General features: G+C 43.2%; 17 protein-coding genes. All 17 read left to right on the forward strand.

The annotated features are described in order from the left end of the window. Positions 1-37: 37 nt before the first annotated feature. The 17 genes from VF412_RS17005 (at position 38) to VF412_RS17080 (ending at position 13,843) form a co-directional block, all read left to right on the forward strand. A complete protein-coding gene (locus VF412_RS17005) occupies positions 38-577 on the forward strand; it encodes a sigma factor-like helix-turn-helix DNA-binding protein (RefSeq protein WP_331340462.1) in 540 nt (179 codons plus the stop codon). A gap of 20 nt (positions 578-597) precedes the next feature. Beyond that, entirely contained in the window at positions 598-876 is a 279-nt protein-coding gene (locus VF412_RS17010; protein ID WP_331340463.1) for a hypothetical protein, read from the forward strand. Beyond that, on the forward strand, positions 873-1,007 hold the full coding sequence (locus VF412_RS17015) for a hypothetical protein (RefSeq protein ID WP_331340464.1): 135 nt from the start codon (positions 873-875) through the stop codon (positions 1,005-1,007). The genes VF412_RS17010 and VF412_RS17015 overlap by 4 nt, the downstream gene beginning before the upstream one ends. After that, complete coding sequence (locus tag VF412_RS17020; protein WP_331340465.1) at positions 994-1,365, forward strand: hypothetical protein; 372 nt, start codon at positions 994-996, stop codon at positions 1,363-1,365. The genes VF412_RS17015 and VF412_RS17020 overlap by 14 nt, the downstream gene beginning before the upstream one ends. 100 nt (positions 1,366-1,465) lie before the next feature. Next, the gene (locus VF412_RS17025; RefSeq protein ID WP_331340466.1) at positions 1,466-1,747 is read left to right on the forward strand and encodes a TrbC/VirB2 family protein; all 282 of its coding nucleotides are present in this window, start codon (positions 1,466-1,468) and stop codon (positions 1,745-1,747) included. Positions 1,748-2,077: 330 nt separating this feature from the next. Then, entirely contained in the window at positions 2,078-4,504 is a 2,427-nt protein-coding gene (locus VF412_RS17030) for a VirB4 family type IV secretion system protein (RefSeq protein WP_331340467.1), read from the forward strand. Then, positions 4,501-5,190 carry a hypothetical protein gene (locus VF412_RS17035; RefSeq protein ID WP_331340468.1) on the forward strand — a complete coding sequence of 230 codons (690 nt, stop codon included), beginning with the start codon at positions 4,501-4,503 and terminating at the stop codon, positions 5,188-5,190. Before VF412_RS17030 ends, VF412_RS17035 begins: the two co-directional genes overlap by 4 nt. Positions 5,191-5,193: 3 nt before the next feature. Further along, the gene (locus tag VF412_RS17040) at positions 5,194-6,126 is read left to right on the forward strand and encodes a hypothetical protein (protein ID WP_331340469.1); all 933 of its coding nucleotides are present in this window, start codon (positions 5,194-5,196) and stop codon (positions 6,124-6,126) included. A 74-nt stretch (positions 6,127-6,200) separates the two neighbouring features. Continuing rightward, complete coding sequence (locus VF412_RS17045) at positions 6,201-6,731, forward strand: hypothetical protein (RefSeq protein ID WP_331340470.1); 531 nt, start codon at positions 6,201-6,203, stop codon at positions 6,729-6,731. After that, positions 6,728-7,135, forward strand: coding sequence for a hypothetical protein (locus VF412_RS17050; RefSeq protein WP_331340471.1), 408 nt, complete (start codon positions 6,728-6,730; stop codon positions 7,133-7,135). The genes VF412_RS17045 and VF412_RS17050 overlap by 4 nt, the downstream gene beginning before the upstream one ends. Continuing rightward, the gene (locus tag VF412_RS17055) at positions 7,132-8,034 is read left to right on the forward strand and encodes a TrbI/VirB10 family protein (protein ID WP_331340472.1); all 903 of its coding nucleotides are present in this window, start codon (positions 7,132-7,134) and stop codon (positions 8,032-8,034) included. The genes VF412_RS17050 and VF412_RS17055 overlap by 4 nt, the downstream gene beginning before the upstream one ends. Positions 8,035-8,119: 85 nt before the next feature. Beyond that, on the forward strand, positions 8,120-9,592 hold the full coding sequence (locus tag VF412_RS17060; protein WP_331340473.1) for an FtsK/SpoIIIE domain-containing protein: 1,473 nt from the start codon (positions 8,120-8,122) through the stop codon (positions 9,590-9,592). A 112-nt stretch (positions 9,593-9,704) separates the two neighbouring features. Next, positions 9,705-10,421: a hypothetical protein gene (locus VF412_RS17065; protein WP_331340474.1), complete on the forward strand. Its 717-nt coding sequence runs from the start codon at positions 9,705-9,707 to the stop codon at positions 10,419-10,421. A gap of 381 nt (positions 10,422-10,802) precedes the next feature. Then, positions 10,803-11,264 (forward strand): hypothetical protein, encoded by a 462-nt coding sequence (locus tag VF412_RS17070; RefSeq protein ID WP_331340475.1) that lies wholly within the window; start codon positions 10,803-10,805, stop codon positions 11,262-11,264. Between the two features lie 61 nt (positions 11,265-11,325). Continuing rightward, positions 11,326-11,553 carry a helix-turn-helix domain-containing protein gene (locus VF412_RS20100; RefSeq protein ID WP_414640844.1) on the forward strand — a complete coding sequence of 76 codons (228 nt, stop codon included), beginning with the start codon at positions 11,326-11,328 and terminating at the stop codon, positions 11,551-11,553. A gap of 1 nt (position 11,554) precedes the next feature. After that, entirely contained in the window at positions 11,555-12,658 is a 1,104-nt protein-coding gene (locus VF412_RS17075) for a site-specific integrase (protein ID WP_331340476.1), read from the forward strand. 435 nt (positions 12,659-13,093) lie between these two features. Further along, the gene (locus tag VF412_RS17080; protein ID WP_331340477.1) at positions 13,094-13,843 is read left to right on the forward strand and encodes a substrate-binding periplasmic protein; all 750 of its coding nucleotides are present in this window, start codon (positions 13,094-13,096) and stop codon (positions 13,841-13,843) included. Positions 13,844-14,010 lie beyond the last annotated feature (167 nt).

Below are 14,010 nucleotides of genomic sequence, written 5' to 3' on the forward strand. Positions count from 1 at the left end.
CGCAATTACGCGAGCCCAACAAAACGGAGTGTGCAAAGTGAAAACGTCAACAAGCAAACCTTGGCTCGATCAAGACCGAAAGATTTTTTCAGATGAAAAACTCAAAGCAATATCAAAAGACTGGTCCCCAGAGACTTGGGAAGAGTTCTTAAATTCCACTGTGGAATCCGAGCCCTCTGATCACGAAGTCGACACTACCAACGAGTACGATGATGTCTGCAAAAAAGAAACGGAAGGACTTTGGAACCGTCATAAGTTGCTGCCGTTGCCAGTTCAGCAAGAAATTGAAACCGCAGTAAAGAAACTTAAAAAGCGTCCTCGAAAAGTCATCCGGCTTCATTACTGGGAAAATAAATCAATTCGAACAATTGCTAAAATCGAAGATCTCGCTCCGTCGCGGATTCATAAAATCAAGGCCAATTCCTTAGGTCTTATCAAGGAGTTACTTGAAAACAGCGTGAACACTCCCAGCTACCTTATAGGAGGCTCGCAAAAAATGAATCCTCAACATCTCAGCCGTGAAGAACAAATCCTCGAAGTTTATTTGAAAGATCTCAACGGGAGTTATCTCAAATGAACTGGGAACAAATGATTGAAATGAGAAGACATAAAGAATCAACCGCCCAGTGCCCGTTTGATGCACGCAACATGAGTATCCGTTACCTGTCGGCTTTAGACCTGGTCATCGGCAGCTTAAGTCACCTTGAACGACGAGCGATTGAGCTTCGCTTTGTCTCCCCACGTCCCATCGCCCGCGTCGCGGATCTGATGGGAATGTCCTGGGACGGAGCGAATGAGCTTATCGACCGCGCTGCTTTAAAGATCAGCAAAGCTCTAGCCACTGATCAGATCGCTTTCATCGGGAGTTATTTATGAAAAATTTTATTCGTCAACTTTTTGTCAAAATCCGCCAATGGCTTCAACCGCGCGATTTTGATTTGGCTCAGTTTGAAAAGCTTGAATCTAAAAAATTTATTCCTAAAGGAGGACCCTATGGACACAACTGAAATGGAACAGCGGTTTTTGGTGGTTAGTCACACACAGGCAGAGCGTCCTTACAGAATTGTGGGTTCGGCTTACAAAAAATTAAAGGAAACCCACTACGTTCTTTACCTGCGTCTTCTACCAGGTATCCCGTATTACATTGCTCCCCACAGAGATCGACCTTGGGAATTTGTGATCTTTTCCGGCTGTGCCACAAGTGAAAATAAACCACCTCGATTTTTCTGTAAGATTGGTTCCGGCGTCTATGTTTCAAAGAACAACACGCTAGAGCTTCATCTTCCAGATTTACGACAAGTTTTCTACCTAAAGCTTGAGCCCGAAGATTATCACTTCGATTCCAGAACCGATCAGGCTGCCTAATTTGTTTCAACTTACTGGCCACGAATCAGTCGTGGCCGGTCCCTTTCCATTCCGGCGTTTTATTTCTTAAACGCCACTTTTTACATTTTCGGAGGTTTTCATGCGTAAGCAATTTATTGCTAAAAGGGCATTGCTTTGCCTTTTTCTCTTTTTTCCAGTGTTGGCTCTTGCCGACGTTGAGGGGTCTCTTCGTAACGTGCAAAATGAACTCGTCGGCACCTTCGTTCCTATTGCTGCAACTCTAGGATTTATCTTTGCTGGTATTTCTTATATTAGCGGCAACCCCAATGGACGAAATCATATGATCTTAGCGTGCATTGGTGCTGCGGTCGCTTTTGGCGCAAGTTCCATCATGAGTCTTATCCAGAGTGTTATTCACTAGGGAGGGCTTGCATGGCTCTTGAGTCATCGACCGTTTATAAGTGCCTTGAGAAAAAGACGCTGATTTTAGGCTTTGAAGTAGTCGACCTATTTTTAATGAGTGTTCTTTTATGTGTACTTAATTTCGTCTTCGCCGATTCTTCGATGAAATTATTTTTCACCTTTGGGCCTGTGGCAATCGTAGCGGCCCTTCTTCGAATTATGAAGATGGGAAAAGCCGAGAATTATCTTCTTCACTGGATTCGCTTTCAAATTGCGCCCGGTGTTTTTAAAGCGTGGCCACGTGCAACTTCACCCAATGCACTACTAAAAATAAAACAGAAAGGAAAATATGCAAGACGCAAGTCTCGCTAATCGCCTTGAACTCTGGGGCTTTGAAAAAGGCGTCATGGTTTTTAAGGATTTCTCACTCGGTGCGGGCTTTCAGATCCCGATGATCGATGTGAACTGTGAAGATGACGATACCATTAACACATTAAAAAATCGCATCAGGCAATTTTTAAATGGCTTACCGACAGGACTTTCCATTCAGCTCATGCAAGAAATCACGGGCGGAAGTGATGACCTAATCCATGCCCATGGGGAATTCGCAAAATCTGATCTGACACCCGTTCAAAAAGAAATCGTTGCATCTAGGATTTCTAAATTCACTAACCTCGATGAAAACGGTGAGCTTCCGAAACAAAGTCTTTTTGTTTTCCTACGAAAAAAGTTCGAGGTGCCGCCTCAGAAAAAAGGATTCTCAATTCCGTTTTTCAAAAAAAGTACAGTACCCCTTAAAGAGTCAGTTCTTAACGAAGAGATTAACAAATTTGAACGCGTTCTTGATACGGTCATTACCCAATTTGCAAGTCTAGAGATTAAAGCTCGGCGACTCAATGAAACTGAGACTTTCGGAAAAATCTACACGCAGTGGAACCCAGATCGCCCGGTAGGCCCCGCAGAAATCTCAGGTGACGATGTTAGGGATCAAATCGTGCTCACTGATGCAGTGATTGGTATTGATAACTTTTCGCTTGGCTCAGTTTATCACAAAGTGATTTCACTAAAAATGCTGCCTGAGACCACTTTTGCCTCGATGGCAAAAGAGCTTAAAGATTTGCCTTTTGAATCAAGGCTCTTTTTCTCCATTGAGGTGCTTGACCAGCAAAAAGAAATTTCAACTTTGCAGCTTCAAAGGCGCATGGCCTATGCCGCAACTGTCGGTAAAAAAGGCGTCGCTGATCTCGAATCCCAGGCAAAACTAAGAGACCTTGAAGGCATTTTGGAGGAAATGATTCAAGGATCTGAGCACGTTTTTAAAATTTCCATGCAAATTATTTTGAGATCTCCCGATTTGCAGGTTTTGGATACGCAGGTTTCAGATACGCTCTCGCTCATTCGAAAACTAAATGGTGCTGAGGGAATGCTTGAAACTATCTATGCCTTTGATCTTTTTCAGTCTGTGGCCCTTCCGCAAGTACTTGCAAAAGAGCGAACCCTTAAAGTCAATACGAGTGTGGTTTCTGATCTTATGCCCCTTTATGGAAACTGGAAAGGGCATGAGCAGCCGAAGGTGTTACTGCGAGATAGAGACGGCGGACTTTTGCCACTGGATCTATTTTCGGACCAGCTTGGAAATTCAAACATGATCATTAGTGGTGGTAGCGGCGTCGGAAAAAGCTACTTCGTAAACTCGCTTCTGTCTCAGATGATGAAGGAAAAGCCGACCGTTTTTATTTTAGATATCGGCGGAAGTTACCGTCGAGTGTGCGAGAATCTTGGCGGGCAATATATTGATTTGGGGATTAAATCCAATCTCTCTATTAATCCTTTTGATATGAGTGCTGAAGAAAAGGCGGACCCAGAACGATACGATCAGAAAATTAAGTATCTCTCAGCCCTTGTGGAACTCATGACCAAAGAATCCGGGAAAAGTGCGCTCGGCAAACTTGAGCGTGCGGAGCTAGAGAATCTTATAAAAGTGACACTGGATGAGGAGCCAAATCCGCGCCTTTCTGATCTTAAAAAACGCCTCTTAGCTCATACAGATTCAGAAATAAAACGCCTCGGAAGAATCTTGGCCCTATGGTGTGGGGACTCTCCATTTGGAAAGTTTGTGGATAGACCCACAACTGTAGGTCTTAGCAAAGACGTCGTGTGTTTTGATCTTAAAAACCTCGATAGCTATCCCGATCTTCAGTCAGTTTGTTTGTTCCTGATTACGGACTTGATTTGGCGAGAGGTTCAAAAAGACCGCACGCAAATGAAATTCACGGTTTTTGATGAGTGCTGGCGGCTTCTTCAGGACGAATCGGCGGCTAATTTTATCGGCGATGTTTTCCGCACATTTCGAAAATACAAAGCAAGCGCCATCGGAGTTTCGCAAGGAATGGATGATTTTATAAAAAGTAAAGTCGCAGGCGCCATCATGCCAAATAGTTCTTTGAAATGGATCTTACGCCAAAAAGGGGCTGACCAGAAAAATATCAAAGCTGTGCTGGGCCTCAATGACCGGGAAATGGATTTGATTTCGAATCTTGAATCAAAAAAGGGCTATTTTTCAGAAGCCTTTTTGATTGCGGAAGATAAACGCCAGGTCGTTCGCATTGAATCCGTACCACTTGAGTATTGGCTTTTCACCACGGACCCCGCTGACATCGCTTATATGAACGAGCTAAAAGCCAAGAACCCAAATTTGAATGATCTTGGAGTCATTAGGCTTGCCGCAAATACGAGGGCGCATGGTGCTTCGGTCGGCGGTGGGGAGGCGGCGTGATGGAGAAAATTTTCATTTTTGCCATAGTTGTGGCCCTCAGTTTACCAGGTGTTCCTGCGCAGGCATCCATATTCGGCGAGGAAAATGCCACCCTTATTCAAATTTTGGCTCAAGCGATTAAGCAACTCTATGAGCTTCAGAAAATCCTAAAAACCGGCGAAGACACACTTAATCTCATGCGTGATCTTAACCGGGGGATCAATGATTCTTTGGCAGCACTTGATACGCTTGGCCCCTACATGGACCCTGGCACTTATAAAGAATTTAAAAAAGTGGAGGAGATTGTCGCGATCCTTCGTTCTAACTACGGAGTTGTGACACCGTCTCCAAATAAAGTTTCCGAGCAGGATACCGATCAGGTGGTGGCAGAGGCTATTAACCTTAATAATGCTCTTTATGACTACACTAAAAATCTCGATGAAATCGGTGAAAAGATAAAGACGTTCTCCCACGAGGTATCACCCGGTGGCGCACAAAAACTCACCGCCGAATCCTTAGGCGTTTTAGTACATGTCATGAATCAGCAAATCCGGGCACAAGCCACTGGCTTAAAACTGCAAGCTCAAGGATTAGCCGTTCAGAACAAAAAAGATAAAGAATCAACGACCGAGTACTTAAAGCAGGCCGACGCCCTCGGCTCTGCCATGAAGGCAAAACAAGTTAATTTTATTTTTCCAAGGTTTTAAAATATGGATACCTCATGGCTCGCGACAGAAGCCCAGACCCTTCATCAGGTGTTTGGGAATCTGTTTTACCTTTTTATGACCGTGCTTTTGCTTTTAGGGGTGCTACTTGAATATTTTAAATTTGCACTCGGTGGCACTCCTCAGTTTTCGCAGCTCGTTGGCCGGGTGTTTATCGCCGCTTTGTTACTAGTGGCGCTGCCAGAGATCATGAACTTACTCGCAAGTTTTACGGACGCTGTGGTGACAGAACTTGGTGGTCTTAATGATTTTAGCCACGTTCTTGATCGCCTTGGAGATAAGGTTAAATCCTTAAGCTTCTCCTGGGTAAGTATCAAAGATATGGTGCTCGTCATTATATCGCTGCTAAGTTTTTTCATTCTTTACGTGACCGTGTACTTGGCGGATTCATTTTTCGTCTATGCTTGGATGCTTCTTTACGTGATGTCGCCAGTTTTAATTGCACTCTATGTGCTACCGTCTACGGCGGGTGCCACGAGAGAGCTTTTTAAATCCCTGGTTCAGGTTTGTGTTTGGAAAATTTTGTGGTGTGTGATGTGTTGCCTACTTTGGAGTTTTGCGTTTTCAGACATCAACAAAGCCGATCATGACATTAACTTTCTTACGGCCATTATCGTAAACTTCATGTTGATTTTCTCAGTTTTAATTATTCCGAAAATTACTTCTGCCTTTTTAAGTGGTGGAATTGCCGGAGTCGCTGATGGATTTGGAAGTACACTCATGGCAGCAGCTTCCATGACTCCAGGAAGTATTGCTACGAAAGCGGCAGCCCCGTTAAATGCAACCCGCAGAGTAGCGAAGAGTTATCTCTGGAATAAACCTATTCGCAAAGTTGCAAACTTTGCCAGCGGGAAAAGTCGTGGCCAGAAGAAAAAGACTAGCAGTGATAGAGAGGAAGACTCCAGCAGTGAGGAATAAATCTCACTTTTCTCAGTCATCTTAAATTTTTTGCGAAATTTAATTTCTAATTTCTAACCCCATTGGAGGTTTGCATGAAGTTTCATGCATCGTGGGATTCTCTTGAAAAAGAGAATCATTTTTTGAAGGCTATTGTTTTTGTGATTTTGGCCATCGCCATTTTTCTTTGCATCACTGTCATGGCAGTCGGCACGAAAGACCCAATTCTCATTCAGCGCAGTTGTTATTCACGAATGGTCGAGAAATCGGCGCCCCAGCCAACAGACGATGAAATCAAGGCCTTTGTCGAAGAGGCCATCAAAGCGCGTTTTAACACTGGTTGGAATGATGCGCTTTTTTTAACGACCGAGCAAAGTGCTTTTAAAGAAAAAGAACAAGCTCAGCTCTCAAAACAAAACATGAAGCAAAAAGTGATCGTCAATAGTGTCACCCTTGATAAAGATCAAATTACTGTGGACGCCGACCGACTCATTTCAGTTGGCGACATCAGATCAACATTTAAGTTTCCATTGAAAGTTCAACTGAAATCCAGCAGCAGATCCGAGGGAAACCCTTATGGGCTCGTACTTTCTGAAATAACTGAACAGACCGAGGTGAAAAAGTGAAGTACACCAAATTTTTTCAAGGGGTCTTACTAGGAATTTTATTTTTTGCGATCATGTTTGCAATTGAAGAAGTTGATGCCACGAAATTAGGAGCTAAACAACGCTCGCTTCCCTGCGATGAAAACAAGACCCAGAAAATTCGAGTAGCCTTAGGAAGACTCACGGTCTTAAGTTTTCCAGTAAAACCAAAAGAAATTTTGCCAGGAGAAAGCAGTTTTGATTTTAAGCAGATTAAGAATGACCTTGCAATCAAGGCCCTTAGGGCAAACGCGAAAACCAACGTCTTCGTCTATATGGCCGAGCGAAGGTGTGCCTTTGATGTTGTGACGGTGCCAAGCCAAGGTGACGACATAATTTTTATTAAAGATCCTGAAGAGGATCAATTTGAGGTGAACTTTAAATGATCGAACCTAAAATCAAAGAGTCCGGGAACTCATGGCGTCCAAAAAGATGGTTGATGATTACAGAGGGCAGAAAATTAAAAGTCACAAGCAACGCCGTCAAAATTGCGATTTGGTGCCTCGGCATTTTGGTTTTAATCTTTCAAGGCTACGGTCTTTTTCGGCCACAAGTAAAACAAAAAGTCGACACGGCTTTTGTTCCGCCAGAGCTTAGACAAGCGACTCCTCCCACTTACATACCGAAAGTGATGAATCGAGAAGAAGAATTAGCCACAGAAAAAGAAAAAGCTCGCGCTATTTCTGCAGCAAGAAAGGGTACGTATCCGGCAATTGAACGCATTCGGGCGGTGAACCTTGGAGTTCAGCCTGGGGTGCCTGCCGGATCTGAAACTCTCGTGACTCTGGTCAGTGGTGGTGCGACCGGCATGGTTAAGGCCATTCTAACAGAGAACCTTAAATCCGACGGCGACGTCATTTTACCGGCTAGGACGGTCCTTTTGGGGGTTGGCACTTCAAGCGATGATCGTCTTTTTATGGAATTCTCTAAGGCCATTTTGCCAGATCGAAGTACATTGCGAGTCAAAGCTTTGGCGTATGATCAAGAAGATCGCATCTTAGGGGTTCGCGGTAAGAAAATATCGGATTACGCTTTTAAGCTTGCCGCTAGTTCCGGGCTAATCTTCCTTGGCGGTATGGCGGACGGAATGCGCGAAGACGTAAATCTCATGCCCGGTGAACGACGTAGACCTAGTGCTCGCGATGCTGCCCTCACCGGGGTCACGACAGCCACAAGTGAAGTAGGAAAAGATATGCTTGAAAAAATGAAGGCCTCTGACTCCCGCGTAGAAGTGGCCCACTCAACAACGGCGCTCGTCATTTTTGACGAAGTTCCTAAGAAATAATTTTTCACTTTAAGTTTCGATATTTCAACCACAGTAGGCCCCTCTTCCTAAAAAGGGGCTTTTCTTTTTTATTGGAGGTTTTATTTTGTCTGAGACACAGGCTCCTGTAGCAAAACCTGATCTTTTTGTATTTGTTAGAAATCTGTTTGTTTTTATAAAAACCCTCACCTGGGATATTGCTCGCGAAATTAACATTGGCCGTAAGACCCATGCTCTTCCGACATATCTTTGTCTTGGTATTGGTATTTTTCTGAGCCTCTCGCTGATGATTTACGTCGACGGCTGGGTCTTTTCACTTTGTCATAAGCATCGTTTACTTGTACCGGCGGGAAAATTCAGGGACTGGCTTGGTCTATTTTCTCTTTTCTTTGGATTTTATAGCTGGGGACTTTATCGCCTCCTTCAGCGGAGAGCAACCGTAGCAAAGCTTGATCGGATTTGGACGAATGCGGGCCTTGAAACGAGGCTTAAAGAAAAGCCAAAGTTTTACTCTGATCTTCCCATTGATGAATTCGGAAGAAAACTTCGCGTCCGCGCCAGTGGCATTCCACTGGATTCGTTCGTGAACGTGAAACCGACGCTTGAAAGCGAATTTAACATCTATATAGCCAAAATGGAAAATCCTGAAGGCAACAAAGAATTTGTGGATATCGTTTACACTACTGAAGAAATGCCAGCGCTGTGGACCATCGACAATATCTATACATATAAAGATTTTTCTTTTCCCATTGGAAAAAGCTACCGGGGCGAAATTAAGGCGAACTTAAAAGATATCGCGCACTTTTTGGTGGCCGGTGAATCCGGCGGCGGTAAATCCACATTCATTCGCATGATGCTCACAATTCTTTTAGCAAACAACGATGAAATCGAAATTTACTATTTAGATTTTAAGGCCGGAATGGAAAACCAAGTTTTCTCTGGATTTAGCAATCTTCAATGCATAGATGATTTTAGCACTGCGGCGACAAAAATGGCTGAGATCAAGCGTGTGTTAGATATTCGGATGCAAGCCTTTAAAAATGCCAAGGCCAGAAATCTAGAAATGTACAATAAATCAGTCATGAAAAAAGAGCTGCGGGAAAAACGTATTGTCGTCGTGGTTGATGAGATCGCGGAGCTCATGCCGAATTTTAAAGGAAAAGCCAACAGTGATCTCGTTGAAATCAATTCGACTTTAAATCGGATCTCCCGAATGGGACGTGCCGTGGGAATTAATCTGGTAGTAGGTGTGCAAAAGCCAGACGCTCGAAACCTCGATCCAACAATCAAGGCCAACTTGTCAGGCGTTGTGTGCTTTGCCGTGAGCCATTTTAACCAAAGTACTATTGTTCTTGGTAACAGTCGCGCAGCCGACCTGAACAAAGAATATAAGGGCCGCGCCATTTGGAAGCATGGCTTAGAGATGGTGGAAGTTCAAGCGCCCCTGTTAACCGAGGAGGATGTGATAAATGTCCGAGGATCTATCGACCAATATTGGAACCAAAACACTCAAACGGAGAAAGACAAAAGTGAAAATCAACTCAACTCGCTCCCCGTTTCGGAAAATTCCGAGGCCTGAGGCCCTTCTTCTAAAGGCCATTTGGAAATGGAAGGTCTTAAGCTATACGGCGGCAAAAAAGATCTGTTTTGATGATATTTCTCACAAGCGCTATTATAAAAAAATCCGACGCTTGATCTCTGAAGGATATATAATTGAGCGCGACGGATCAGATCTTGATTTTTCTGTCCTGCAATTATCAAAAAAAGGATTTGAATATCTCAAATATGATTTGGGATTTTTAAAAGAAAATCGCTTTGCAGCTCAAAGTGTCGCCCATGACTATTGGGGGACCGCCTTTCAACTTGGAGAATTTGCCATCAATCCTCGTCCTGATGTTGAGTTTTTCACAGAGCAAGAACTTCAATGCAGCGATGATAGCCTTCTACCTGATTGGGTGCCAAAATCTAGAGATCATTTTCCGGATGGATTTACCAGAATTAAGAATGAAAAATTTGATTCGGTATTCGCTATTGAAGTCGATTTAAATCTTAAGCCGCTCATTCGTTATCAAAAATCAGGATATTATTATGACGGACTTGATTCTAGAACAGATGTAGTTTTTTGGCTTTGCGACGGTTTTAGACTCATGGAGAGGATTTTTGAGTGTCTGAATTCTGCCAAGCTTCGAAGATTTGAGACCCATCATTTTGTCCTTTTGGATGATTTTAAAAAACTTGGATGGCAAGCACCTGTAAGATCAGGACGAGAAAAAAATAAAACTGTTCGTGAGATCTACATGGCAAGGACTGGGGAAGATCCAGGGCAGGAGCGGGTAAGACCTGGGGATGGTACAATTCAAGAAATTTTCCTTTCAAAAAAGAAAAGCCCATGGGTTTCAAAACGTTAGAGTGAGGCGCACGCCGCCTAATTTTTCTAACTCTATACCCGTATAGACCCTATGAATTAAAATCAACATCTGCTTCGTAACTAATCCTTACCCATAATTCACGCCACTAAAGACTGAATGAACAAAAAATATTTTATTTTTTATTTCTTATTTGGAGGTTTCATTGATTCGATTGATTTTTTCGATTTGTGTTTGCGTGTGTCTTACCTCTTGCCAGACGCCACCGAAAAATTCTAGCCGGAGTGAAAAAGAAAAACCGGAGGCTTCGCCGAAGCTCACAAAACCCGTCGTCAGAAAAATTTGGATACCAGACAAAATTGAAGACGACGGTCTTACAATGACTGGCGGGCACTGGAAGTATTTTATTGATAAGGGGGCGTCGTGGGCAAATTAAAATCAAAAGCACCTAACGAAGAAGCTGCAAGCCCCGCCACTGGAGAGGCCATCGAGCGTGTCGTGTTGAGGCCCGCTGAAGCAAGTAAACTTGATCACTGGCTCAGTCAGCTCAATGAGCGCTACGACGGTCTTGTGAAATTCACCAAAAGTGATCTGGTTAATTTTTTACTTCGTCACCAGGAAGCGGAATTGACCGAGACCCAAATTAATTTGCTGGGTGTTGAATATTACGACGAGCTTCGTTGGATTAATCGAGCTATCGAGAAGGTCCGTCAGGCCAAGCGCCAAGGGCAGACTTTGAGCCTTGAAGATTTAATGCTCAAACGTAAGCCGCTTGAGAAAATAAAGATGTCACTTGAGAAACGTGAGCGCAAAGCTAGCGCAAATGAAAAGCAATCTATTGAAAATCAAGTCGAAGATAACGAATCTAAAACGCTTGAAAGCTAATGCCATCAAGCATTTTAGAGATTTCTTCTCTCCATAAAACTTGATTTTTTATCGGAGCCATGTGAAAGTTGTTTCTATAAGTTGCTCTGAAAAATCAGAGCAAAAGTTCTTTGAAAATTTAGAAGTTGGAGAATGGTTGACCTCGACTGAGGCCGCCCGGTTTTTGGGACTTACCCCGAATGCTTTAAGAATTAAAGTGTGTCGCGGGCAAGTAAAATTCCACAAGCTGGGAAGCCGCCTACGATTTTGTACTGCTGACTTAAGCAGCCTGCTCTCGAAGGGAGCATGATATGGCAATTAAGCCGTATACAAAAAATGGTAAAAAGTTTTTTCTAGTCGAAGTCAAAATGAGAAACCGAGATGGAAAGCAAATCTTTCGCTCTCGCCAAGGATTAACCTCTGAGCGAAAAGCTGAAGAAGCTTTATTCGAGTTAAAAAAAGAAATCGAAAGTTTCATCAATCAAAAGCCAGCTCTTTCTTGGAAGAATTGGCTTGATCGGTGCCTGGCGAGTTTAAAAAAGCAATACCAGCCATCAACTTACTACTGTTACGAGAAGTGCTTAAATCGATATGTTCTCCCGGTCTGGGAATCAAAGGATATTCAAAACATCACGCAAGATGATGTCAGAGAATTGATCTTTGAAAAAATGCCGGAGGGAACAACACCACATAGTCGGAAGCATACACTAAAACTCGTGCGTAAGATTTTTGAAATGGCCATAGATAGTCAGGAGCTTGCTAAAAATCCCTGTGCGGGGGTGACGGTGAAGGCTCCAGTCAATGACCAAGAAGTCTTAAACCGAGTTGAGGTGGATAAGCTTCTTTCCGAAGCCAAGGTTACGAGTCATCATTTTTACCCTGTTTGGGTCACGGCCTTAAAAACCGGGATGCGATCCGGGGAAATGTTCGCCCTTTTATGGTCTGATGTGGACTTTGAAGGGAAGATGATTCACGTAACGAAATCTTGGAGCAGTAAGAACGGCTTAAAGAGCACCAAAAACGAACGAAATCGAGTGGTGCCTATCAGCGATGACTTTCTGGTATTCTTAAGAGAATTGCAGCTTAAATCCCAGCCTAATGAGCCCCATGTCTTACCAAGGCTCAATGAATGGCAACGCGGGGATCAGGCGAAGGTTCTTCGAGAGTTCTGTAAGCGAATCAAGATCACCCAAGTCCGCTTCCATGACCTTCGGGCTACGTTTATTACAAACTTGCTTGCCGAGGGAGTGGCGTTATCAAAGGTTATGGCGATCGTTGGACACAGTGATTCTGAGACAACGGACATGTACAATCGACGCGCAGGGATAGAGTTGCAAGGTGCTACAAACAGCCTCGGTTATGAAATTCCAACTTTTAATGAGTCGCAAGTTGTTCGGCTCGATGCCTATAGATAGGGCCTAAGGCCCCCTTAAGGGCATCAAAAGCCGACAACAAGTTTGGTGTGGTAGGATTTGGTAGGGTCGAAAAATCAGCGTGAGTGATTTCAGCTATTTACGAGCCTCCCGCCCTCTCCGCCATAAGTTAAGGGGTGGAGCAGGTCAATCAACAAAGTTAAATAAAAGAATGCAATGGTTCTAAATTTTCGCCTGTTTTGGATGTTCAAAACCTCTTAGTTTTCGGAGGCATAATAAGACCTCTATTCCAGATTCAAATTCAGAATTTAATGCCATGTTAGCGCGCCAACCCATTGCAAACTGTTTATCAACGTAGGAACATGCAGGAGCATTCTTGCAATAAGTGAAAGCTCGAAATGAATCTTGCATCTACCTATTAACATTTCTAAGTTCCTATGAATTTCGCTTTCAGATGAAGAGGAGATATGAAAACTCATGAATCGAATAAAAGATTGTCTTATCTTCTTTACCTATATTCTCTTGTTCCCGACAACGAGCCGAGCAACCACTTTTCGAACTTGCATCCAAGATTTTTATCCCAAAGGTATGCAGGAAAGGGGCCGTGTTCAGGGATATTCTGTGGACATCATAAGAGCTCTACAAGACATAGATAAAAAAATTGAGTTTACAGGATACGACCAGCTATGTACATTTCCAAAAATTGAGGCCGATCTTCAGTCTGGCAAATTAGATGTCTTTATATCAGCCTTCAAAACTCCTGAACGAGAAAAGAAGTTCTATTTTATAGACATTCCAATTTATATAATGAGATTTATGATGGTGGTTCGTAGGAATGATTCAACCAAAGTTAAAACGTTCGACGATATTCGGGGAAAATCCGATAACGTAATTTTAACTTTGCATGGAACAGCCATGCAAATGATTCTAGAAAGAGATCCAGGTCTCAATCTGGATGCCTCCGCGTCTTTAGTTGAAGAGAATCTTAAGAAATTGGAAAGCGGAAAAGGACGTTTCCTTTTTCTAGTAGATTTAGGTTTGCAGCATACTTTAAATGAGCCGCCATGGAGGGGAAAGTTCAGGATTCTTCCGGCGGTATTTGGAGCACAAGGTCAGTATGTCATGGTTTCTCGTAAACTTTCCGGCAAGGACATCGAGCTTCTTCAACATGCTTTGAGTTCACTTCGAAATTCGGGAAAATTAGATGAAATTTTTCGACACTACTAAAAATCACTCAAAAGGGTTCTCTAATGAGGTTGTTCCCAGTTAATGGTGGAATGCTAGGCGTTAGGACCTAAGAAAAAAGGGATCCAGTTAATTACACAATCTTCTTAAGATTTGGTTACGAAGCAAAATCTAAGAAAGCAGGTGTCATTAGTGGATCCCCAATGGAA

The organism is Bdellovibrio sp., from assembly GCF_036384735.1.
Classification (GTDB): Bacteria; Bdellovibrionota; Bdellovibrionia; order Bdellovibrionales; family Bdellovibrionaceae; genus Bdellovibrio.